Here is a 22,319-nt window from a genome sequence, read left to right as displayed (position 1 = left end):
TGAGATGACTGCCGCAGCTGTCGAGACCATGCGCGCCGCCGTTTGGACCGGAGACGGTGCGACCTTGCAGATCGAGCAGATCCCGGTGCCGCAGCCCAAACACGGGGAGGCTCTGGTCAAGGTCACCGCGTGCGGGGTGTGCCACACCGACCTGCACGTCATGAAAAGCGAAGTCGCCTTCCCGTCGCCGGCCGTGCTCGGACACGAGATCTCCGGCACCGTCGTCGCACTGGGACCCGACACCGAGCCGGTCCGCGGTGTCGAGGTCGGGGCCAAGGTGGTCGGCGCGTTCATCATGCCGTGCGGTGAATGCAGGCAGTGCCAACGCGGGCGCGACGACATGTGCCTGCCGTTCTTCGCGATGAACCGCCTCAAGGGCACCCTCTACGACGGCACCACCCGGTTGCATCGCACCGACGGCACACCGCTGGCGATGTATTCGATGGCGGGCCTGGCCGACTACTCGGTGGTTCCCATCAACGCGCTGGCCCCGCTGCACCCGGATGTTCCCGAGGTCGCCGGCGCGGTTCTCGGATGTGCGTTCTTCACCGCCTACGGTGCCGTGCACCAGACCGCGGCGCTGCAGGCCGGCGAGACCGTGGCTGTGGTCGCCACCGGGGGAGTGGGGTCCAGCATCGTGCAGCTGGCCCGTGCCGCCGGCGCCCAGACCATCATCGCCGTCGACATCAGCGACGAGAAGTTGGCTGCGGCAAAGGAATTGGGCGCCCACCATGTGGTGAACTCGTCGACCACCGATGCCGTGGCCGCGGTTCGCGAACTCACCGGCGGCGCCGGCGTGGACGTCGCGTTCGAGGTGCTGGGTCGCCAGCAGACCTTCGAGCAGGCCGTGAAGATGCTGATCGACGGTGGCCGGATGGTGGCCGTCGGCATCGCGGCAGGACAAGCGACAGCCAACGTGGAGATCACTCCGCTGGTGCGGCGTGGGTACCGCATCATGGGGTCCTTCGGCGGGCGGACCCGCCAGGATCTGCCTGCCGTGATCGACCTCGCCGCCACCGGCGTATTCTCGGTCCAGGACACCGTGACACGTACCTACTCACTCGAGCGTGCCGGCGAAGCCTTCGAGGCGCTGGAACGGGGTGAGATCCAGGGCCGCGCGGTGATCTCGATGTCCTCCTGAGGAGCAACGGCGCCAGCGGCGCGTATCTGTGGCCGGCCCGCGCCTTAGGATGATGCGCGAGCATCAACGCCGCAGACCAGAAAGGCAGCACTGCCGCATGGCTGAGTTCATCTACACGATGAAAAAGGTCCGCAAGGCCCACGGTGACAAGGTCATCCTCGATGACGTCACCCTCAACTTCCTCCCCGGCGCCAAGATCGGCGTCGTCGGTCCCAACGGCGCCGGTAAGTCCAGCGTCCTGAAGATCATGGCCGGCCTCGACAAGCCCAACAACGGCGACGCGTTCCTGGCCACCGGCGCCAGCGTCGGCATCCTGATGCAGGAACCGCAACTCGACGAGACCAAGACGGTGCGGGAGAACGTCGAAGAAGGCGTGCCCATCAAAGCCAAGCTGAACCGGTTCAACGAAGTGGCCGAGCTGATGGCCACCGACTACACCGACGAGCTGATGGAGGAGATGGGCCGGCTCCAGGAGGAGCTCGACGCCGCCGACGCCTGGGACATCGACTCGCAGCTGGAACAGGCGATGGACGCACTGCGGTGCCCGCCGCCCGATGAGCCGGTGACCCACCTGTCCGGTGGTGAGAAGCGCCGGGTGGCGCTGTGCAAACTGCTGCTGTCCAAGCCGGACCTGCTGCTGCTCGACGAGCCCACCAACCACCTGGACGCCGAGAGCGTGCTGTGGCTCGAGCAGCACCTCGCGTCGTACCCGGGCGCCATCCTGGCCGTCACCCACGACCGGTACTTCCTGGACAACGTGGCCGAATGGATCCTCGAACTCGACCGCGGCCGCGCCTACCCCTACGAGGGCAACTACTCGACCTACCTGGAGAAGAAGGCCGAACGCCTGTCGGTGCAGGGCAAGAAGGACCAGAAGCTGCAGAAGCGGCTCAAGGACGAACTGGCCTGGGTGCGTTCCGGCGCAAAGGCCCGGCAGGCCAAGAACAAGGCCCGCCTGCAGCGGTATGAGGAAATGGTCACCGAGGCCGAGAAGACGAGGAAGCTCGACTTCGAAGAGATCCAGATCCCCACCGGTCCCCGGCTGGGCAACACCGTCGTCGAGGTCGAGCACCTGGACAAGGGCTTCGACGGCCGCATCCTGATCAAGGACCTGTCCTTCACGCTGCCACGCAACGGCATCGTCGGCGTGATCGGCCCCAACGGTGTCGGCAAGACCACCCTCTTCAAGACCATCGTGGGCCTCGAAGAGCCCGACAGCGGCACCGTCAAGGTCGGCGAGACGGTCAAGCTGTCCTACGTCGACCAGACCCGCTCGCGCATCGACCCGAAGAAGAACGTCTGGGAGGTCGTCTCCGACGGCCTGGACTACATCGAGGTCGGTCAGAACGAGGTGCCGTCCCGCGCCTACGTCTCCGCGTTCGGCTTCAAAGGACCCGATCAGCAGAAGCCGGCCGGGGTGCTCTCCGGTGGTGAGCGCAACCGCCTCAACCTCGCGCTCACCCTCAAAGAGGGCGGCAACCTGATCCTGCTCGACGAGCCCACCAACGACCTCGACGTCGAGACGCTGAGCTCGCTGGAGAACGCACTGGAGAACTTCCCCGGCTGCGCGGTGGTGATCTCCCACGATCGCTGGTTCCTCGATCGCACCTGCACGCACATCCTGGCGTGGGAAGGCGACGACGACAACGAGGCCAAGTGGTTCTGGTTCGAGGGCAACTTCGGCGGCTACGAGGAGAACAAGATCGAAAGACTCGGTGCCGAAGCCGCTCGTCCCCACCGGGTTACACACCGACGGCTCACGCGCGACTAATGTGGCCGCTGCGTGCCAACGGGGCCACGCAGTGAAGTCAGGAGTGATCCCGCATGACGGTGAATCCGGGTGCCACAGGTGTCGAGCGGGGGTCCGGAACTCCGCTCCAGTGGGCCGAGCTCTCTCCGGATCGGGCCGAGGCGCTGCGACAGGCCTATCTCGTCACGTACCGCGGCCCGCACGGTGACGCACCGGGCACCGGCGTCGACTCCGCGGACACCGGCGCGCTGAGCCGCCTGGGCACCGAGGACCGGCTGTCCGCCGATCTGCTGGCCGCACACCTTGCGCTCGGGCGCACACGCGCTGCGGGCGAGGTGGCCGTCGCCGTGCAACCGGGGGACCGCGGACCGGCGTTGCAGGTGGTCACCGATCAGGCCGGCATGTTGATGGACTCGGTGACGGTCCTGCTGCATCGTCTCGGCGTTGCCTATACGGCGATCATGAACCCCTCGCTGCGGGTCCAGCGGAACGGCTCGGGTGAGCTGGTGGACATCGCGCCGCGCTCGGACGGCGACGCCCCGCCCACCGAGGCCTGGATCCACATCCAGTTGGCGCAGTCGGCGAATCAGGACGCCGTCGCCGAGGCCGCCCGCTCGTTGCCCAGGGTGCTCGCGGACGCCCGGCAGGTGGCCCTCGACGAGGTGCCCTTGGCGTCGGCGCTGCTGAGTCTGGCTGCCTCGGTCGACGCCGACGATGCCGGCCGGTTCCCCGGGCCGGACTCCCACGATGTCGCGGACCTGTTGCGCTGGCTCGCCGACGGGCATTTCGTGCTGCTGGGCTACCAGCGCTGCCCCGTCGAGAACGGCCACGCGACGGTGGACGCCGCGAGCCGGCTGGGTGTGCTCAGGTTGCGCGAGGACGTGCTGCCTCAGCTCACCAGAACCGAGGACCTGTTGGTGCTCGCGCAGGCGACCATGCCGAGCTTCCTGCGCTACGGCGCGTACCCGTATATCGTCGTCGTTCGCGAACACTGCGCCGACCAGACCGTCGAACATCGATTCGTCGGGCTGTTCACCGTGGCCGCGATGAGCGCCAACGTGCTGGACATCCCCCTGGTGGCCAAGCGGGTGCGGGCGGCACTCGCGCTGGCCGCCGACGACCCGAGTCACCCCGGCCAACTGCTGCTCGACGTCATCCAGACGGTGCCGCGTTCGGAGCTGTTCGCACTGACAGCCGAGGAACTGCGCGATATGGCGATGGCCGTGATCGACCTCGGATCGCGGCGGCGGGCGTTGCTGTTCCTGCGCGGCGATCAGTTGGGTCACTTCGTGTCCTGCCTGGTGTATCTGCCTCGCGACCGCTACACCACGGCCGTGCGGCTCGAGATGCAGGACATCCTGGTCCGCGAGTTCGGCGGCAACAGTATCGACTACGCCGCCCGTGTCAGTGAATCCCCCTGGGCGCTGGTTCATTTCACCGTCAAGATGCCGACCGGCACCGACGGGCAGAGCATCGACGTCTCCGAGGCCAACGAAACCCGGATCCAGAATCTGCTGACCGAGGCCACCCGCACCTGGGGTGACCGGTTGCAGGCTTCGGTGGCCACCGGGTCCATCGACCAGCGGCGCGCCGACTACTACACCAACGCGTTCTCCGAGGTCTACAAGCAGGCCGTCGAGCCGCGGGATGCGATCGCCGACATCAGCATCATCGAAGAGCTGCAGGACAATTCGGTCAGGCTGGTCTTCGAGGGCGCAGGCGACGGCGGCAACGCGCAGCTGAAGTGGTATCTGGGCGGGCGCTCGGCGTCGCTGAGTGAGCTGCTGCCGATGCTGCAGAGCATGGGCGTGATCGTCCTCGATGAACGGCCGTTCAGCGTCACCAGGCCCGACGGTCTCCCGGTGTGGCTCTACCAGTTCCGCATCTCGCCGCATCCGACCATCGCGCCGGCTGCCCCCGAAGAGGTCGCCGACGTCGCCGCCCGGTTCGCCGACACCGTCACGGCCATCTGGCAGGGACGAGTGGAGATCGACCGGTTCAACGAGCTGGTGCTGCGGGCGGGCCTGACCTACCAGCAGGTGGCGATCGTCCGGTCGTACGCGAAATACCTGCGGCAGGCCGGGTTTCCGTACAGCCAGTCGCACATCGAAAGCGTGGTCAACAGCAACGCGCACACGGCCCGCTCCATGGTGGAGCTGTTCGAGGCCATCTTCGATCCCGATCTGCCCGAGGCGGACCGGTCGCAGCGTGCACAGCTGGCGGCGGCCAGCGTCGCCGCCGACATCGACGCGCTGGTGAGCCTGGACACCGACCGGGTGCTGCGTGCCTTCGCATCGTTGATCCAGGCCACCCTGCGCACCAATTACTTCGTCACGCGGGAGAACTCGGCCCGCCGCAGCGGTGTGCTGGCCTTCAAACTCAACCCTGGGCTGATCGACGAGTTGCCGCTGCCCCGGCCGAAATTCGAGATCTTCGTGTACTCGCCGCGCGTCGAGGGGGTGCACCTGCGGTTCGGGTCGGTGGCCCGCGGTGGCCTGCGGTGGTCGGACCGCCGGGAGGACTTCCGCACCGAAGTCCTCGGGCTTGTCAAAGCCCAGGCGGTGAAGAACGCCGTCATCGTGCCGGTGGGCGCCAAAGGCGGTTTCGTCGTGAAGAATCCGCCGTTGCCCACCGGTGACGCCGCCGTCGACCGCGACGCAACCAGGGCCGAAGGCGTCGCGTGCTACCGGTTGTTCATCTCCGGGTTGCTCGACGTCACCGACAACATCGATCGAACCGCGGGCGGGGACCGCGGCCCAGGTGCGGTGACGGCCCCCGACCGGGTGGTGCGCCGTGACGGCGACGACGCCTATCTGGTGGTGGCCGCCGACAAGGGCACCGCGACGTTCAGCGATATCGCCAACGACGTCGCCAAGTCCTACGGGTTCTGGTTGGGTGACGCGTTCGCGTCGGGCGGATCGGTGGGCTACGACCACAAGGCGATGGGCATCACCGCCAAAGGCGCGTGGGAAAGCGTCAAACGCCACTTCCGCGAGATGGGGGTGGACACCCAGGCGCAAGATTTCACCGTCGTCGGGATCGGCGACATGAGCGGTGACGTGTTCGGCAACGGCATGCTGCTCTCGGAGCACATCCAGCTGGTGGCGGCCTTCAACCACCTGCACATCTTCCTGGATCCCACACCGGATGCCGCGCGCAGTTTCGCCGAGCGCCGGCGACTGTTCGACCTGCCCCGGTCCAGCTGGGAGGACTACGACAAGTCCCTGATCTCCGCCGGCGGCGGCATCTACAGCCGCGAGCAGAAATCGATCCCGATCAGCCCCGAGGTGCGTGCCGCGCTCGGACTGGGCGAGGTCGCCGAACTGACCCCACCCGCGCTGGTGAAGGCGATCCTGCAGGCCCCCGTCGACCTGCTGTGGAACGGCGGCATCGGGACCTACATCAAGGCCGAGAGCCAGTCCGACGCCGACGTCGGCGACCGGGCCAACGACCCGGTGCGCGTCAACGGAAACCAGGTGCGCGCCAAGGTGATCGGCGAAGGCGGCAACCTGGGCGTCACCTCACTGGGCCGGATCGAGTTCGACCTGGCCGGTGGCCGGATCAACACCGACGCCCTGGACAACTCCGCAGGAGTCGACTGCTCCGACCACGAAGTGAACATCAAGATCCTGGTCGATTCGCTGGTCACACAGGGCAAGGTCGAGGCCGGCGAGCGCACCGCCCTGCTGGAATCGATGACCGATGAGGTGGGCGAGCTGGTGCTGGCCGACAACATCGAACAGAACGACCTGATGGGCACCAGCCGTGCCAATGCGGCCAGTCTGCTCAATGTGCATGCGCGCCAGATCAAAGAGCTGGAGGCCCGCCGTGGGCTCAACCGGGAACTGGAAGCGCTGCCGTCGGACAAGGAGATCCGCCGGCGCACCGACGCGGGCCTGGGGCTGACCTCACCAGAGCTCGCCACGCTGATGGCGCATGTGAAGCTGGCGCTCAAAGACGAGGTGCTGGCCAGCGAGCTGCCCGATCAGGACGTCTTCGCCGCCCGGCTGCCCTCGTATTTCCCTGCGCCGCTGCGTGATCGGTTCGCCACCGAGATCCGCAGTCACCAGCTCAGGCGCGAGATCGTGACCACCATGCTGGTCAACGACCTCGTCGACACTGCGGGTATCAGCTTCGCCTACCGGATCACCGAGGACGTGGGTGTCGGGCCGGTGGATGCCGTGCGCACCTACGTGGCCACCGATGCGATCTTCGGTGTCGGCGAGGTGTGGCGGCGTCTGCGCGCCGTAAGCCTGGAAAACCATGTGCCCGTTCATGTCTCGGACCGCATGACGCTCGACCTGCGCCGTCTCATCGATCGCGCCGGCCGGTGGCTGCTGAACAACCGGCCGCAGCCGCTGGCTGTCGGCGCGGAGATCAACCGGTTCGCCGCCAAGGTCGCCGCGCTCACCCCGCGGATGGGGGAGTGGTTGCGCGGTGACGACAAGGCGATCGTGGCCAAGGAGGCCGCGGAGTTCGCCTCGCACGGGGTGCCCGAGGACTTGGCCTACATGGTCTCCAGCGGTCTGTACCAGTACAGCCTGCTCGACATCATCGACGTCGCCGACATCGTGGACCGCGACGAGGTGGAGGTCGCCGACACCTACTTCGCGCTGATGGACCATCTCGGTACCGACGGACTGCTGACCGCGGTGTCCGGGCTGCCAAGGGATGACCGTTGGCATTCCCTGGCCCGCTTGGCGATTCGGGACGACATCTACAGTTCCATCCGTTCGCTCACCTTCGATGTGCTGGCCGTCGGTGAACCGGATGAAAGCGGTGAGGAGAAGATCGCCGAGTGGCATCACACCAACGGTTCCCGGCTGGAACGCGCGCAGGGCACTCTCGACGAGATCTATGCCGATGACGAGCGCGACCTCGCCACGCTGTCGGTGGCGGCCCGGCAGATCCGTAACATGACCCGCTCGCAGGGGGCGGGGTCCTCCACGTGAGCCAGCCGTATGTGACTCCCGTCGGCGTGCGCTGGTCGGACATCGACATGTACCAGCACGTCAACCACGCCACCATGGTGACGATCCTGGAGGAGGCCCGCGTCCCCTTCCTGTCGCCGGCGTTCGGGCCCACCATCGCAGAAGTCGGTCTGCTGATCGCCGAGGTCAAGGTGTCCTACAAGGGTCAGCTGCGGCTGATCGACTCACCCCTGCAGGTCAGCATCTGGGTGAACCGTTTGCGGGCAGTCGATTTCACGCTCGGCTATGAGGTGCGCTCGGTCAACGCCGAGCCCGACTCCAAGCCCGCCGTGATCGCCGAGAGCCAGCTGGCGGCCTTCGACATCGACGAGCAGAAGCTGGTCCGGTTGTCGCCGGCGCATCGTGAATACCTGGAGAAATGGGTCCGGTAGGCGAGCGGGGGCTGTGGCTGCCCGACCCCGCCCACCGCGCCGACCTGACGATGTTCGCCGAGCGGGCGCACCGCCTGGACGACGCGGCCGTGATCCGGATCAGGGCCCGCGCCAACGGACTGCTGGGGGCGTGGGTGGCGACCAACTTCGATGTCCTGGCGGGCCGGGCGCTCGCCGGGACTGTGCGGCCCGACGACCTGTCCGCCGGGGCCGATGCGCTGCTGCAGGGGCTGCGAGCCGTCGACCGTGCCGGCTTCGTGGACCCGGGCTGGTCGATGGATTCGGCCTGGCGTGGGGCTCTGCCGCCGGAACAGGGGTTCGCGCACCTCGATGACGTCCCGGCCAGGGTGATGCTCGACCTCGCCCAGCGCGGCGTGGCGTTGGCCCGCGAGCACGGCAGCAGTCAGGGCCCGCCGGTGTCGCTGCTGGATCAGGAAGTGATCAGCGTCAGCGCCGACGGGGTGACCGTCGGAATCCCGATGCGGTGTGTGTTCGCGCTGACCGCCATGCGTTTCCTGCCGCAGTCGGGCAAAGGTGACGACGAGTTCGCGCCGGAGTCGGTGGCGGCCGACGAGATCGTGCGGGTGCGGGTGCTGCCGGCGTGGCTGCGGATCGATGCCCGGTTCGGGTCGGTGTACCGCCGCCGCGGCGACCCGGCCCTCGTTCTTCGGTGATTTGGGCGCGTTCATAACCGCTGAGCGGTTATGAACGCGCCCAAATCACTCAGAAGGGCGAGTTCATCATCGAGTGGGCCGCCATCTCCAGGTAGTCCAGCAGCGCCTTGCGGTGCTCGTCGTCGAGGGTGTCGCCGTCGATCTCGGCGACAGCGGTGTGCATACACCGCAGCCACGCGTCACGCTCCAGCGGGCCGATCCGAAACGGGTGATGACGCATCCGCAGCCTCGGATGTCCCCGCTGCTCGGAGTAGGTGCGCGGCCCGCCCCAATACTGCTCGAGGAACATCCGCAGGCGGACCTCGGCGCCGGGCAGGTCGTCGTCGGGGTAGAGGGGCCGCAGGATCTCGTCCTCGGCGACCTGCTCGTAGAACCGCGACACGATTTTGTGGAAGGTGGCGGCACCGCCGACGGCGTCGTAGAAGGTCTGGGGGTCCTCGGGCACACCCCCATTGTTCACTTTCCGGCCCCGGTGCCCGTCCCGGCCCGGGGGCATTTCGACACGTCACGCGATGTTCACCGGATTGACCTGCGAACACGGCCGAAATTGTCGTGCGGCGGCCGCGGATCCATGGTGGACTGTCCGCGGAGGGACCAATGGCCCAGCGCAAGCGAAACCAACTGAATAGGGTTGGACACCGCGTCGCGGTGGGCCGTTCCGGGTCCACTGTCGGAGCGTCTCTGCACAGTGTCGAGACCGTCGTACCGCCGACCGATGGCAATTCGGTATGGGGCCGGCGTCGGGTGCTGCTGTTGAACTCCACCTACGAGCCGTTGACCGCACTGCCCATGCGGCGGGCCATCGTGATGCTGCTGTGCGGCAAGGCCGACGTCGTACACGACGACCCGTCTGGACCGGTGATCCACTCGGCGTCGCGCACCATCGTGGTTCCCTCGGTGATCCGGCTGCGCACCTTCGTCCGGGTGCCGTACCGCGCCCGGATCCCGATGACCCGTGCCGCGCTGATGCACCGCGACCGGTTCCGCTGCGCGTACTGCGGGGCGAAGGCCGACACTGTGGATCACGTGGTCCCACGCAGCCTCGGCGGCGAGCACACCTGGGAGAACTGCGTGGCCTGCTGCTCCACCTGTAACCACCGCAAGGCCGACAAACTGCTCTCGGAACTGGGCTGGACACTGCGGGTGACCCCCACCCCGCCCAAGGGTCAGCACTGGCGGCTGCTGTCGACGGTCAAGGAGCTCGACCCCGCGTGGGTGCGCTATCTGGGCGAGGGCGCGGCCTGAAATCCGTGGCTCACTCCGACAGCGTGTAGTGGGTGGGATAAATTTGCGTCGTGACCGAAACCGCTATCGCCCACTCCGTGATGGGAGGGGTGCCGCTGCTGCTGGCTGCGGTGCTCGCTCTGCTGATCTGGCGCAAGCCCGGCCCGCACCCGAAGTCCTACAAGCTCTCTGAGCAGTGGACCCACGAGCCCATCCTGTGGGCGGCCACCGGTGAGGTCATCGGCGACGCGCATGGACATGGTTCGCACGAATTCACGGTTGGAGGTGGCGCAAGTGGCAAGTGGTGAACACCACGACACCGAGGTGCTGAAGCGCGAGTCCGAGAACCTGCCCTACGGGTGGGCAGTCACCTACAGCGGCCGGCTGTCTGGCGTCACCGAGCCGGGCCACCTGTCGGAGACCTATCCGTTCTCCATTCAGGAGCGGGTGGAGCTCGACGAGGCGCTGAAGTTCGGTTCCCGGGCCTCCAAGGCCCGGTTCGCCGTCTACATCGGTGAGCTGGGTGCACCCACCGCCGCCGCGGCGCGGGCCATCCTGGCCAAGGTGCCCACCCCCAACGAGGCCGTCCTGATCGCCGTGTCACCAAATCAGAAGGTCATCGAGGTGGTCTACGGCGCCGGACTGCAGGGCCGTGGTGCCGAGTCCGCCGCGCCCCTCGGAGTGGCCGCCGCGACGTCGGCGTTCCGCGAGGGCAATCTCATCGACGGTCTCGTCAGCGCCATTCGCGTCCTGTCGGCAGGGATCTCCCGCCCTTAGCCCGGGGCCCCAACGGGGGTCTGGCGATCCCTGGCACGTCGCTGCGTCCATCGCGACACTGAGGGGATGGACCAAGGACAGCTCGCCGACTTCCTGCGCACCCGCCGCGAGACGTTGACACCCGGCGACGTCGGGCTGCCCGTCGGTCCGCGCCGGCGCACCGCGGGTCTACGCCGCGAGGAGGTCGCCGCCTTGGCGGTGATCTCGACCGACTACTACACCAGGATGGAACAGCAACGTGCGCCGCAACCGTCGGTGGAGGTGCTGGCATCCCTGGCCAGGGCGCTGCGCCTGACGATCGACGAACGCGATCACCTCTTCCGGTTGGCCGGGCACAATGCGCCGGCACGCACTCTCGGCGGCGAGCATGTCAGCCCGGCTACGCTGCGGATCCTCGACCGCCTGCACGACACCCCGGCCCAGGTGATGTCGGCGCTGGGGGAGACGCTGGTCCAGACGCCGGCTGCGCGCGCACTGATGGGTGACGAGACGGTCTACCGAGGTTTCGCACGAAGCGTGGTGTATCGCTGGTTCACCGATGACGACGCCCGTGGGCTGTACCCGGCCGAGGATCACCCCACGATCGGGCGGGACTTCACCGCCGGTGCCCGGGTGGCCTATACCCGCGACGGTGCCGGTTCGAGGGCAGCGCAGATCGTCGAGGATCTCCTGGAGCGCAGCGCCGAGTTCGCCGATCTGTGGAAACGGCACGATGTCTCGGGCAACACCGCGCGCACCAAGCGGCTGGTGCACCCGAAGCTCGGGGTGCTCGACGTGCATTGCCAGATCCTCTACGACGCCGTGCAACTGCACACCTTGCTGGTGTTCACCGCCGACCCGGGAACGCCGAGCTACGCCAAGCTCGCCGCCTTGGGAGCCGATCCCGAGTCCCATCAGCGCGACAACCGGGTAAGCCAGGGACTGCCGGTCGGTGGATGACTCCACTCTGAATGTGATCGACGCGCTCCGGAAATCTCGGTACTGCCAGCACAGCGACGAGTATTCGAGGAGTTTCACATGTCAGGCAGATTCACGGTGGACGTTCCGGACCTGAGCGGCAGGTTGGCGGTGATCACCGGCGGCAGCGACGGTATCGGCTTCGGCTTGGCAGGCCGGCTCGCCGCGGCGGGGGCAGAGGTGATCCTGCCGGTGCGCAACGCCGACAAGGGCAAAGCGGCGGCAGACCGTATTCGGTCCGCCGCGCGGGAGGCCGTCGTCGACGTCCGTCGTCTCGACCTGTCGTCACTGCAGTCGGTCGCCGACTTCGCCGGTGAGCTGGTCGGCGAGGGCAGGCCGGTCCACATCCTGATCAACAACGCCGGAGTGATGAACCCGCCGAGCCGCCAGACCACGGCCGATGGCTTCGAATTGCAGTGGGGCACCAACCATCTCGGCCATTTTGCGCTCACCGCGCGACTGCTGCCTCTGCTGCGGGCCGGCCGGGCGCGAGTCACCACGCAGTCGAGTATCTCGGCTGCCGGCAACGAGATCAATTGGGCCGACCTCAACTTCGAGCAGTCCTACTCTGCGGGCCGGGCGTACAGCCAGTCGAAGATCGCCAATCTGATGTTCGCCCTCGAACTCCACCGCCGCAGTCAGCGGGCCAGGTGGGGGATCACCAGCAATGCCTCACATCCCGGGGTGACCGCCACCAATCTGCTTGCCGCCCAGCCCCATCTGGGCCGCACCAGCGACACGATGAGCGTCCGGATCATCCGGTTGCTGGCCCGGCTGGGAGTGTTGCAGACCGTCGAGCAGGGTTTGTCGACCGCGTTGTACGCCGCTACCAACCCGTCCGCCGACGGGGGGAAGTTCTACGGTCCCAGCGGGTTCAGGAATCTGGCGGGACCGCCGGCCGAGCAGCAGGTGTACCGGCCTGCCCGGGACGCCGCCGACGCCGTCCGCTTGTGGGAGAGGTCCGAAGCGCTGGTCGGTGTGCAGTTCGCGACGGCGAGCTGAGCCCCGCGAGGGCGCGTGTTTGTACGCCTCACACGGAGTGTCGGTGTACAAACACGCGCGCTCGCGGTGAGGTGGTCAGCTGACGTCGAAGGTGCGGGCGCGCAGCGAACGCTCCACTCCCGCACGGCCTTCGAGCACCAGCCGGCGCAGTGCCGGCGGGACCTCCGGGTCGGCCAGGAACCGGTCGGCGGCGTCGAGTGCGGCCTGGCTGATGTCCCACGACGGGTAGAGCCCGACGACCACCGTCTGGGCCACCTCGCTGGACCGCCGCTCCCACACCGAGCTGATGGTCTCGAAATAGCGCTCGGTGAACGGCAGCAGCAGCTCGCTCTGACCGGGTCGGACGATGCCGCCGATGATGGCGCGGCCGGTGATGTTGGCCAGCGTGTCGTCCTCGATGACCTGCGTCCAGGCGGCGTTCTTGACCTCGGCCTGGGGGCGCGCGGCGGCGGCCGCGGCGGCATTGCGCCGTCCTGCCGCGGTGGGGTCGGTGGCCGCCTCCCTGTCGATGAACGGCGTCTCCGTACCGTCGGCGTCGATATCGCCGCTGGCGGCCAGGGCGGTCACGATCCGCCAGCGCAGATCGGTGTCGATCACCAGGCCGGACAGATTCACCGCGGCGGGCTCGTTGTCCAGCAAGGTGGCCAGCACCGCGACGTGGTTGCGCGACAGCACCGACGTGCACAGCGCGTTGACGAATGCCAGCTGGTGGTCCGAGCCCGGCTGCGATTCGCGGGCCAGGTCCAGCAGCTTGTCGGCGAACGCCGGCCAGCCGGTGGTGGTGGCCCAGCCCGGGTCGGCGTAGGAGCCCAGCGCGGTCTGCGCCTGCAGGACCAGCCGTTGCGCGACACCGACCTCGGTCTCGGCGTGCAGCCCGCTCATCACCAACGCCACGAAGTCACGCGCCTTCAGCTCGGCTTCGCGGGTCATCTCCCAGGCGGCCGACCACACCAGGGTGCGGGGCAACGGCTCGCTGATGTCGGCGATCCGGCTCAGCGCCGTCTTCAGCGACTCGGCATCGAGTCGCGAGGCGCAGTACGTCAGGTCGTCATCGTTGACCAGGATCAGCTTGCCCCGCGAAACACCCTGCAAGGCAGCAACTTCGGTGGACTCGCCCTCGATGTCGAGTTCCTCGCGGTGCACCCGTACCAACTTGCCGGAGCCGTCGTCGTCATAGATGCCCACTGCCAGCCGGTGCACCCGGGTTTCGCCGGCGCCCGGCGCAGCCCCGCTCTGCGTGATGGCGAACCGGGTGAACGTGCCGTCATCGTCGACGTCGAAGTCGGCGCGCAGCGTGTTGAGGCCAGTGGTCTTCAGCCACTGCCGGCCCCAGCCGGACAGATCCCGGCCGGAGGACTTCTCCAACGCCCCGAGCAGATCGCCGAACGTGGCGTTGGCGAACGCGTGGTCACGGAAGTAGTCCCGCAGCCCCGCGAGGAAGGACTCCAACCCGACGTAGGCCACCAGCTGCTTGAGCACGCTGGCGCCCTTGGCGTAGGTGATGCCGTCGAAGTTCACCTCGACGGCGTGCAGGTCGGGGATCTCGGCGGCCACCGGGTGAGTGGAGGGCAGCTGGTCCTGCCGGTAGGCCCAGGACTTCTCGACATTGGCGAAGGTGGTCCAGGCCTCGGTGTACTCGGTGGCCTCGGCCTGGCACAGCACCGAGGCGAAGGTCGCGAAGGACTCGTTGAGCCACAGGTCGTCCCACCACTGCATGGTGACCAGATCGCCGAACCACATGTGCGCCATCTCGTGCAGGACAGTCTCGGCACGGCGCTCGTAGGACGCCCGGGTGACCTTGCTGCGGAACACGTAGTCCTCGAGGAGTGTCACCGCGCCGGCATTCTCCATGGCGCCGGCGTTGAATTCCGGCACGAACAGCTGGTCGTACTTGCCGAACGCGTACGGCGTCCCGAAGTTGTTGTGGTAGAACGCGAAACCCTGCTTGGTTTCGGTGAACAGGCGTTCTTCGTCCATGAACTCGGCCAGCGAGGCGCGGCAGAAGATACCCAGCGGGATCTCGCCGTGCTCGTCGCTGTAGGTGTCGTCCCAGCGGGCGTACGGACCGGCGATCAACGCGGCCAGGTAGGTGCTCATCCGCGGCGTGGTGGCGAAGGTGTGGATCTTCGCGCCGTCGGCGTCCTCGACCAGGGTGGTGGCGCCGTTGGAGATCACCTGCCAATGTGCGGGCGCGGTGACCGTGACGTCGAAGGCGGCCTTGAGGTCGGGCTGGTCGAAGCAGGCGAACATCCGCTTGGCGTCGGCGGTCTCGAACTGCGAGTACAGGTACACCTCGCCGTCCACCGGGTCGACGAAGCGATGCAGCCCCTCCCCGGTGTTGGAGTAGAGGCAGTCGGCGTCGACGACGACGACGTTGTGCTCGGCCAGGCCGGACAAGGCGATGCCGGTGGACTCGTCATAGCCGGAGACGTCCAGTTCGTGGCCGTTGAGGGTGGCGCTTCGCACGGTATCGGCTGCGATGTCGAGGTAAGTGTCCGCGCCGGCGAGCGCGTCGAATTCGATGGTCGTCACCGATCGGAACGTGCGTTCCCCCGGTGCGCCGCTGCCGTCGGTGAGGTCCAACGAGATGCGGTAGCTGTCGACGGTCACCAGCGCCGCGCGCTCGGCCGCCTGATCCTGAGTCAGATTGGGAAGTGCCACGCCCGCCAACACTAATGGCCGTGACACCAGGTGCGCGCTACTGACGGAGAATCTTGGTCTACTGGCTTGTGTCGGGCCGCGGCCGGGAACACAACGCCGGACCGACAGGTTGTGCTGAACGAAAATCTGACCATCGAGAGGAAGTCCTAATGGCAGACGCATCTGCCGGCAGCAGCGCCGGAAAAGACACCGCCGGGTTCTGGTTCGATCCGTTGTGCCCGTGGTGCTGGATCACCTCGCGTTGGATCCTCGAAGTCGAGAAGGTCCGCGACATCAACGTGGAGTTCCACGTGATGAGCCTGGCGGTGCTCAACGAGGGGCGTGACCTTCCCGAGGAGTACCAGGAGATGATGAAGAAGGCCTGGGGCCCGGTGCGGGTGGCCATCGCCGCCGAACAGGCGCACGGCTCCGAGGTGCTGTCACCGCTCTACACCGCGATGGGCACGCTGATCCACAACGAGGACAACAAAGACTTTGACGACGTGATCCCCAAAGCCCTGGCGCAGGCCGGGTTGCCCGCCGAATTGGCCGAGGCGGCCAAGACCGACAAATACGACGACGCGCTGCGCAAGAGCCACCACGCCGGCATGGACGCCGTCGGCGAGGACGTCGGCACCCCCACCATCCACGTCAACGGTGTCGCCTTCTTCGGCCCGGTGCTCTCACGTATCCCGCGCGGCGAGGAAGCCGGCAAGCTGTGGGATGCCTCGGTGACGTTCGCGGCGTACCCGCACTTCTGGGAGCTCAAGCGCAGCCGTACCGAGCGTCCCGAGTTCGACTGAGCCGACAAGGGAGTTGCCGGTGCGGAGCCGGCGACTCCTCCGGAGCCGGGGCGCCGGTTCGATTGACCCGCAGGTCATTTCGTCTCTGCTGTTGCACCCCAGCGGATCGAAGGCCACGGTGTATCCCATGACACCCGCGGAGATGCTCGATGTGGCGTATGCAGAAGCACAAAAAGGTCTGGACGAGGGCGGGATACCGATCGGTGCCGCGTTGTTCAGCGCCGACGGCGTGCTTCTGGGTAGCGGCCACAACCGGCGCGTACAGCAGGACGACCCCTCTGTGCATGCCGAGACGGACGCGTTCCGGGCCGCCGGGCGGCAGCGGGACTACCGCTCCACCGTCATGGTCACCACGCTGTCGCCCTGCTGGTACTGCAGCGGTCTGGTGCGTCAGTTCAACATCGGCGCGGTGGTGATCGGGGAGAGCCGCACGTTCACCGGTGGGCACGATTGGCTGGCCGAGCACGGAGTGAGCGTCACCGTGCTCGACGACGAACGCTGCGTCGCCATGATGACGGAGTTCATCGCCGCGGAGCCCGCGCTGTGGAACGAGGACATCGGCGTCGGTCCCTGACTCCGGTGGATCGTCGGAGAGACCCGACATACGTGAAGCGGGTGCGGACCCCGGCTGGTGAGCCGGGACCCGCACCCGCTTTTTCGCGACGATCCGTGGAACTCTAGCTGTCGGTCGAGCTGCTGCTCGGCGGGCCGTCGTTGCCGTCGTTGCCCTGGTTGCCGTTGTCGCCGCCGAGGCCGCCCTGGCCGCCGGTGCCGCCGTTGCCACCGGTACCGCGGTTGGGCTGGCCGGAGGAGTTCAGGCCACCCGGAGTGGCGCTGCCGCCGTTGCCGCCCTGGCCACCGTTGCCGGTGCCCTCGCCGACCGAGATACCGCCGTCGCCGCCGGTGCCGCCGTTGCCGCCGCGCGCAGCTCCACCGGTGGCGCTGCCACCGTTGCGACCCACGCCGCCGGAGCCGCCGATGAGACCGCCGTCGCCGCCGTTACCGCCGCGGCCGCCGGTGGTGTTGCCACCGGTGGAGGTTGCGTTACCGCCGACGCCGCCACGGCCGCCGAGGCCGGATGCGACGGCGTTGCCGCCGGTTCCGGCGTTGCCGCCGGTGGCGCTGCCGGCCTCCGAATTGGCCGCACCGCCGTTACCGGCGTTGGTGCCGCGACCGACCAGGCGGTCGCCGCCGTTTCCGCCGTTTCCGCCGACTGCGTTCGCGCTGCCGTATGCCGTGGCCGCGCCGCCGCTGCCGCCGGAGCGACCCTGGATCTCGGGGGTGGAGCCGCCGCTGATGGTGCCGTGCCCGGCGTATCCGCCGTTACCGCCGGTGGCGGTCTGCGTGCTGGAGCCGCCGCCGGCAGCGCTGCCGACAGTTGCCGCGCCGCCGGCGCCGCCGGCGCCCGCGCCGTAGACGGTGGTGTCGTCCTGGGAGAACGGAATGCCGATCACCGTGCCACCGCCGTCGCCGCCGGTGCCGCCTGCGGCGTTGCCGAACAGCGATGATGCAGCGCCGCCGGCGCCGCCCTTACCGCCGTTGCTCGGGGACAGGGTTGCGCCCTTGCCGCCGCTGCCGCCCTTGCCGCCCGCCGCGTTGGTGGCACCGGTTGCGTTGACGTTGGTGTCGGATCCGCCCACGCCGCCGTCGCCGCCGTTACCGGAGAAGAAGCCGCCGTTACCGCCGTTGCCGCCGGCGGTTGCCGCCGACGCCAGAGTGCCGTCCGCGTTGTAGACAGCCGCGACGCCGGCGCCGCCGCTGCCGCCGTTGCCGAAGAGGCCCGCGTTGCCGCCGGCGCCACCGTTGGCGCCGGCTCCGCCGTTGCCCCAGAGGATGCCGCCGTTGCCGCCGGCGCAGTTGGTGCCACAGGTCGCGGCGTCGGCATCCAGGCCGTTGCCGATCAACCAGCCACCGTCACCGACGGCTGGACGCAGGAACACCGACGCATCGATCGCCGCGGCGGACGCCGATGCACCGGCACCCGTGGAATCACCGAAAAGGTAGTTCAGCTGGGATTCGGTGTTGACCAGCTTGACCTCGGCGGTGTAGGCCGAGGCGGCCGTCGGCTCGTCGGAAGCGGCCGCAGCGGCCACCAAGGCGCCGAGCCCGACCATTGCCGCGCCGGCGACGCCCGTGGTCACGTGCTTGTGCACGGACCACGAGGCCACCCTGTGGCGACCGGACTTCACGTACATACAACCCCCTTGGGGAACTAGGCCTGACGGGCTTCGGCAGGCGAGGTTTCTTAGCGTTTCCTGTGAAAAGCCGCCCTGATTCTTAGGTTTGCGGAGGCACGCGTCAAGACCTACGTGCAGGCAAGGCTAACCTATCGTTGCCTTTGCAACTATCTCCGCGCCCGCCGAACGCCTGTATGGCCGATTTCCTGCAGGTCAACGCACCCGTAAATTGTTCCAGGTCACATCCACGTTGCCGAGAGGTCTTGAATTCGAAAACCCAAGCCGGTGTGCGGTCCGGTGTGCTCCGCGCGTCTGCCGCCTCCGGCAACTGTTCGCGCTTTGCTAGAACGCGTTCCAGGCGCCCCGCCTGAGAGCGGTCAGGCCCCGACACAGAAAACGGGCGCCGGCTGCACTCGTGCAGCCGACGCCCGCCCCTCGCAATGGCGATCAGTCGTCAGGGTTGCTCTGTCCCGGGTCGCCCGCAGCTCCGTCATCGCCGCCGAGGCCACCGGAACCCCCCTCGCCGCCTTCTCCACCGGTCGCGGTCCCGTCGTCGGTACTGAAGGCGTTGCCCCCGTCGCCGCCGTCACCGCCGGTGCCACCGATCAACCCGCCGGCACCGCCTGTGCCGCCGTCACCACCTGTGGCGTCACCGTCGTCGACGTCGCCGACGCCGCCCGCGCCGCCCTCGCCGCCGGAGCCCATCAGGGCACCACCGCCGCCTCCGGTTCCGCCGGTGCCGCCGGTGCCGTTACCGTCGCCCCAGGCCCAGCCGTCGCCCCCTGCGCCGCCCGCGCCCCCGGTGCCCGTTCCACTCCCGCCGCCGGTGCCGCCTGCGCCGCCCTGGCCGAGCTGATCTGAGGATGCGTAGTCCTCGTCGGAGCCCACCCCGCCGAAGCCGCCGGCGCCGCCGACGCCTGCGGTTCCGTGTGTCACGCCTCCACCGGCTCCGCCGGCACCCCCGGTGGCATTGCCGTTCAACGACCACGCCACCCCGCCGTCGCCGCCGTCGCCGCCGTTGCCGATCAGGCCCCCCGCGCCGCCGGCTCCGCCCGCGGCGCCCACTGCGTCGGCCTCGTTGGCCTCGGTCTCCGGGTCGTCGCACAGGTCATTCCAGTCCGCGCCACCCTCGCCGCCGAGACCGCCGCTGCCGAAGAACAGCCCACCGTTGCCGCCGGCCCCACCCGCGACGGCGGCCGATACCAGTTCGCCGTCCTCGTAAACGGCGTCGGCGCCGGCTCCACCGTTGCCGCCGTTGCCGAACAGGAAGGCCTTGCCGCCGGCGCCGCCGTTGGCACCATTACCGCCGTTGCCCCAGAGCAGACCGCCGTTGCCGCCGTTGCAGGCGGCGCCGGTGCAGTTGGCGGGGGCGTCGAGGCCGTTGCCGATCAGGAAACCGCCGTCACCCCACATCGGGGTGAGCCCGTCTTCGTCGAGTACGGCACTGGCAGCGACCCCGTCGGCGACCTCGCAGCCGGGATCGAGTGCGTCGCAGTCGGCCTCGTCGTTGACGAGCGCGATCTGCGCGGAGTACGTCGCCGGTGCGTCCGGAGTCGCGAGGATCAGGGCCCCGATCCCAACCATCGCGGCGCCGGCCAGGCCGGTGGAGAAGTACTTCGGAACTGAACGCGACGACGCCTTGCGGCGTCCGGACTTGACGTACATGGAACCCCCTTGGTTCTGTGCCCGCCTGACCTCGGGCTGGTGGCTCCCTGAGTTTTTCTTGAGAAAGCCGACATGATTGTTAAGTTTGCGAGAACGCCCGTCAAGCGAAATTCGGATGTTACTCAGAGGGTTGTTTCTGTACGCAAGCATTGCCGTTCGGGCAATGGTTGAATCCGCCCCTGTTTCTCCACTTCAACGCTGTGACATGCACTTTGGTGTTTCCTGAACTCGCCTGAAAGAATGCTGAATCGTGCGGCGGCGGTGCGGGAGCGGGCGGATCCGCGGGTGTGGTTCGAAGGGCCCATAAGTTTGCTGCGGGGTAGATCATCGGAGCTGGGCCGACGGCACTAGCTCGGGGACGCAGGACCTGGCTTGTGGTTCCGCCCTTGGTCGGCCCCGACGCCATGGCCGAATTCAATTGCAGGCCTTGCACATCGAGGCCTCGGGCACATGCCGCGGGTCCGGAGTGCGATTGGAAGGCCAACGGCGTCAACGCCGTTGCGTGGAAAAACGAATACGGGCGCCGACCGCAATGCGGCCGACGCCCGTACTGGTGTTGTCAGGTGCTCCGAGACTCAGATGGCGGGATTGGCTTCGCCATCGGCGCCGGGTGAGCCGCTGCCACCGCCGAGGCCCTGGCCGCCCGCGCCGCCGGTGCCGCCGGTGGCGTTCTCGTCATCGTCGGCCCACGCGTTGCCGCCGTTGCCGCCGTCACCGCCCCGGCCGATCACGACGCTTCCGCGGCCGCCCGTGCCGCCGTCACCGCCGGTGGCCTCACCGGCGTCTGCGTCGGCGTCGCCACCGTCACCGCCGGTGCCGCCCTTGCCGAACACGCCGCCGCCGTTACCGCCGGTGCCGCCGGTGCCGCCGGTGCCGTTGCCGTCACCCCAGGCCCAACCGTCGCCGCCGCGGCCGCCATTACCGGCCGTGCCGCCCCAGACGCTTCCGTGGCCGCCGTCGCCGCCGTCGCCGCCTTGGGCCTCTTGATCTTCTGTGGCGTCTGTTTCGTCGTCACCCACTTCGGCGGTTCCGCCTTGGCCGCCGGCGCCGGCCTGCCCGGACGAGGCGTTGCCGCCCGTACCGCCCGCGCCGCCGGTGGCGTTGCCGTACAAGGAGCCGGCCCAGCCGCCGTCGCCGCCTTCGCCGCCGGAGCCGCTGAGCAGGCCGCCGCGCCCGCCCGAGCCGCCGTCGGCCGCAACGGCATCCGCCTCGTTGACATCCTCGGTCTCCGGATCGTCTTCGAGACCGTTGTAGTCGTAACCGCCGGCGCCACCGGCGCCGCCGTTGCCGGAGATGAGGCCGGCCACCCCGCCGTTGCCTCCGGCGAATGCGGGCGACACCTGTCCCTCGTCGTCGTAGATGGCGTCGCCGCCCTCGCCGCCGAGGCCTCCGTTGCCGAAGAACAGGCCGCCCCTACCGCCGTCACCGCCCGCTACTCCGAGGGACTCGACATAGTCGCCGTTCTCGTCGTAGAGGTTGCCGTCACCGCCGTTGCCGCCGTTGCCGAACAGGAACCCCGCGTTGCCGCCGCTACCGCCGTTGGCGCCGTTACCGCCGTTGCCCCAGAGGATGCCGCCGTTGCCGCCGTTGCAGGCCGCGCCGGTGCAGTCCGCGGCAGCGTCGAGTCCGTTGCCGATCAGCCAACCACCGTCGCCGATCATCGGGGGGAGAGCGGCCAGCGGCGTCACCAGTGCGGCCGACGTGGCCGCACCGCCGATCAGGCCGGCTCCATCGCAGTTGGGATCCAGCGCGGTGCTGCATTCACTGTTGACCAATTTGATCTCGGCGCCCGACGTGGCCGGTGCCTCGGGTGTGGCGAGCACGAGTGCTCCGAGCCCCACCATCGCTGCTCCCGCGAGCCCGGTGGTGATGTATTGCTGAGCGGACATCGGTGCTGTGCGACGGCGCCCGGACTTGACGTACATGAGTAACCCCCTGGTGTTGGTTCCGGCCCGCCCGTTGGGCCGGTAGCTCCTAGTAGACCTTGGGAACCGTCCTGATTGTTGGAGTTTGCGGATCTGCGCGTCAAGCAACTCTGAGAACCGGCTGAATGAGTTATTTACGAACGAAAATATGTCGACTTATCCCAGCTTCAGCAACGGTGATGTTTCGGCACTTCATGCCCCGCAAGAGCTCAAAACCGCCCG

The 22,319-nt window shown here is 68.3% G+C and carries 17 protein-coding genes; 12 read left to right on the top strand and 5 right to left on the bottom strand.

Annotated features, from left to right (window positions below):
- Positions 1 to 4: 4 nt before the first annotated feature.
- The 5 genes from NL241_RS24720 to NL241_RS24700 all read left to right on the top strand — a co-directional run bounded on the left by NL241_RS24720 (position 5) and on the right by NL241_RS24700 (position 8,927).
- Entirely contained in the window at positions 5 to 1,141 is a 1,137-nt protein-coding gene (locus tag NL241_RS24720) for a zinc-binding dehydrogenase (RefSeq protein WP_487693451.1), read from the top strand.
- A gap of 97 nt (positions 1,142 to 1,238) precedes the next feature.
- Positions 1,239 to 2,912, top strand: a complete 1,674-nt coding sequence (gene ettA / locus NL241_RS24715; RefSeq protein ID WP_487693452.1) for an energy-dependent translational throttle protein EttA — start codon at positions 1,239 to 1,241, stop codon at positions 2,910 to 2,912.
- A 53-nt stretch (positions 2,913 to 2,965) separates the two neighbouring features.
- Complete coding sequence (locus NL241_RS24710) at positions 2,966 to 7,843, top strand: NAD-glutamate dehydrogenase (RefSeq protein WP_494395314.1); 4,878 nt, start codon at positions 2,966 to 2,968, stop codon at positions 7,841 to 7,843.
- Complete coding sequence (locus tag NL241_RS24705) at positions 7,840 to 8,253, top strand: acyl-CoA thioesterase (RefSeq protein WP_487693455.1); 414 nt, start codon at positions 7,840 to 7,842, stop codon at positions 8,251 to 8,253. Before NL241_RS24710 ends, NL241_RS24705 begins: the two co-directional genes overlap by 4 nt.
- Positions 8,241 to 8,927, top strand: coding sequence for a DUF8010 domain-containing protein (locus NL241_RS24700; protein ID WP_494395313.1), 687 nt, complete (start codon positions 8,241 to 8,243; stop codon positions 8,925 to 8,927). The genes NL241_RS24705 and NL241_RS24700 overlap by 13 nt, the downstream gene beginning before the upstream one ends.
- 49 nt (positions 8,928 to 8,976) lie before the next feature.
- On the opposite strand, the gene NL241_RS24695 is transcribed toward NL241_RS24700, so the two are convergent.
- Entirely contained in the window at positions 8,977 to 9,423 is a 447-nt protein-coding gene (locus NL241_RS24695; RefSeq protein ID WP_494395312.1) for a globin, read from the bottom strand.
- A gap of 101 nt (positions 9,424 to 9,524) precedes the next feature.
- On the opposite strand from NL241_RS24695, the gene NL241_RS24690 reads away from it, so the two are divergent.
- From NL241_RS24690 to NL241_RS24670, 5 genes are all read left to right on the top strand, one after another.
- A complete protein-coding gene (locus NL241_RS24690; protein ID WP_487693458.1) occupies positions 9,525 to 10,172 on the top strand; it encodes an HNH endonuclease in 648 nt (215 codons plus the stop codon).
- An 80-nt stretch (positions 10,173 to 10,252) separates the two neighbouring features.
- The gene (gene ctaJ, locus NL241_RS24685; protein ID WP_487693509.1) at positions 10,253 to 10,459 is read left to right on the top strand and encodes an aa3-type cytochrome oxidase subunit CtaJ; all 207 of its coding nucleotides are present in this window, start codon (positions 10,253 to 10,255) and stop codon (positions 10,457 to 10,459) included.
- Positions 10,446 to 10,928 (top strand): DUF5130 domain-containing protein, encoded by a 483-nt coding sequence (locus NL241_RS24680; protein WP_487693459.1) that lies wholly within the window; start codon positions 10,446 to 10,448, stop codon positions 10,926 to 10,928. Before ctaJ ends, NL241_RS24680 begins: the two co-directional genes overlap by 14 nt.
- A 66-nt stretch (positions 10,929 to 10,994) precedes the next feature.
- Positions 10,995 to 11,867 (top strand): helix-turn-helix transcriptional regulator, encoded by an 873-nt coding sequence (locus tag NL241_RS24675; RefSeq protein WP_494395311.1) that lies wholly within the window; start codon positions 10,995 to 10,997, stop codon positions 11,865 to 11,867.
- 78 nt (positions 11,868 to 11,945) lie between these two features.
- Positions 11,946 to 12,887, top strand: coding sequence for an SDR family oxidoreductase (locus tag NL241_RS24670; protein WP_494395310.1), 942 nt, complete (start codon positions 11,946 to 11,948; stop codon positions 12,885 to 12,887).
- Between the two features lie 75 nt (positions 12,888 to 12,962).
- Here NL241_RS24670 and pepN read toward each other — a convergent pair whose 3' ends face one another.
- Positions 12,963 to 15,548 carry an aminopeptidase N gene (gene pepN, locus NL241_RS24665; protein WP_494395309.1) on the bottom strand — a complete coding sequence of 862 codons (2,586 nt, stop codon included), beginning with the start codon at positions 15,546 to 15,548 and terminating at the stop codon, positions 12,963 to 12,965.
- Between the two features lie 149 nt (positions 15,549 to 15,697).
- Here pepN and NL241_RS24660 point away from each other — a divergent pair, with 149 nt between their 5' ends.
- Together NL241_RS24660 and NL241_RS24655 are read left to right on the top strand one after the other, a co-directional pair.
- On the top strand, positions 15,698 to 16,330 hold the full coding sequence (locus tag NL241_RS24660; RefSeq protein WP_494395308.1) for a mycothiol-dependent nitroreductase Rv2466c family protein: 633 nt from the start codon (positions 15,698 to 15,700) through the stop codon (positions 16,328 to 16,330).
- A 127-nt stretch (positions 16,331 to 16,457) separates the two neighbouring features.
- On the top strand, positions 16,458 to 16,904 hold the full coding sequence (locus NL241_RS24655) for a nucleoside deaminase (protein WP_487693464.1): 447 nt from the start codon (positions 16,458 to 16,460) through the stop codon (positions 16,902 to 16,904).
- Between the two features lie 103 nt (positions 16,905 to 17,007).
- Here NL241_RS24655 and NL241_RS24650 read toward each other — a convergent pair whose 3' ends face one another.
- The 3 genes from NL241_RS24650 to NL241_RS24640 form a co-directional block, all read right to left on the bottom strand.
- A complete protein-coding gene (locus NL241_RS24650; RefSeq protein ID WP_494395307.1) occupies positions 17,008 to 18,483 on the bottom strand; it encodes a hypothetical protein in 1,476 nt (491 codons plus the stop codon).
- Positions 18,484 to 18,954: 471 nt separating this feature from the next.
- Entirely contained in the window at positions 18,955 to 20,172 is a 1,218-nt protein-coding gene (locus tag NL241_RS24645) for a hypothetical protein (RefSeq protein WP_487693466.1), read from the bottom strand.
- 575 nt (positions 20,173 to 20,747) lie between these two features.
- Positions 20,748 to 22,061: a hypothetical protein gene (locus NL241_RS24640; RefSeq protein ID WP_494395306.1), complete on the bottom strand. Its 1,314-nt coding sequence runs from the start codon at positions 22,059 to 22,061 to the stop codon at positions 20,748 to 20,750.
- Between the last annotated feature and the right edge of the window lie 258 nt (positions 22,062 to 22,319).

The organism is Mycolicibacterium sp. SMGY-1XX (assembly GCF_059132455.1).
This window is presented reverse-complemented; position numbering and strand designations above follow the sequence as displayed.

Bases quoted from the DNA above. Each gene is read 5' to 3' on its own strand.
- NL241_RS24720 (WP_487693451.1), top strand. From the start codon at position 5: ATGACTGCCGCAGCTGTCGAGACCATGCGCGCCGCCGTTTGGACCGGA.
- ettA (WP_487693452.1), top strand. From the start codon at position 1,239: ATGGCTGAGTTCATCTACACGATGAAAAAGGTCCGCAAGGCCCACGGT.
- NL241_RS24710 (WP_494395314.1), top strand. From the start codon at position 2,966: ATGACGGTGAATCCGGGTGCCACAGGTGTCGAGCGGGGGTCCGGAACT.
- NL241_RS24700 (WP_494395313.1), top strand. From the start codon at position 8,241: ATGGGTCCGGTAGGCGAGCGGGGGCTGTGGCTGCCCGACCCCGCCCAC.
- NL241_RS24695 (WP_494395312.1), bottom strand. From the start codon at position 9,423: ATGCCCCCGGGCCGGGACGGGCACCGGGGCCGGAAAGTGAACAATGGG.
- NL241_RS24690 (WP_487693458.1), top strand. From the start codon at position 9,525: ATGGCCCAGCGCAAGCGAAACCAACTGAATAGGGTTGGACACCGCGTC.
- ctaJ (WP_487693509.1), top strand. From the start codon at position 10,253: ATGGGAGGGGTGCCGCTGCTGCTGGCTGCGGTGCTCGCTCTGCTGATC.
- NL241_RS24675 (WP_494395311.1), top strand. From the start codon at position 10,995: ATGGACCAAGGACAGCTCGCCGACTTCCTGCGCACCCGCCGCGAGACG.
- NL241_RS24670 (WP_494395310.1), top strand. From the start codon at position 11,946: ATGTCAGGCAGATTCACGGTGGACGTTCCGGACCTGAGCGGCAGGTTG.
- NL241_RS24660 (WP_494395308.1), top strand. From the start codon at position 15,698: ATGGCAGACGCATCTGCCGGCAGCAGCGCCGGAAAAGACACCGCCGGG.
- NL241_RS24655 (WP_487693464.1), top strand. From the start codon at position 16,458: ATGACACCCGCGGAGATGCTCGATGTGGCGTATGCAGAAGCACAAAAA.
- NL241_RS24645 (WP_487693466.1), bottom strand. From the start codon at position 20,172: ATGTACGTCAAGTCCGGACGCCGCAAGGCGTCGTCGCGTTCAGTTCCG.
- NL241_RS24640 (WP_494395306.1), bottom strand. From the start codon at position 22,061: ATGTCCGCTCAGCAATACATCACCACCGGGCTCGCGGGAGCAGCGATG.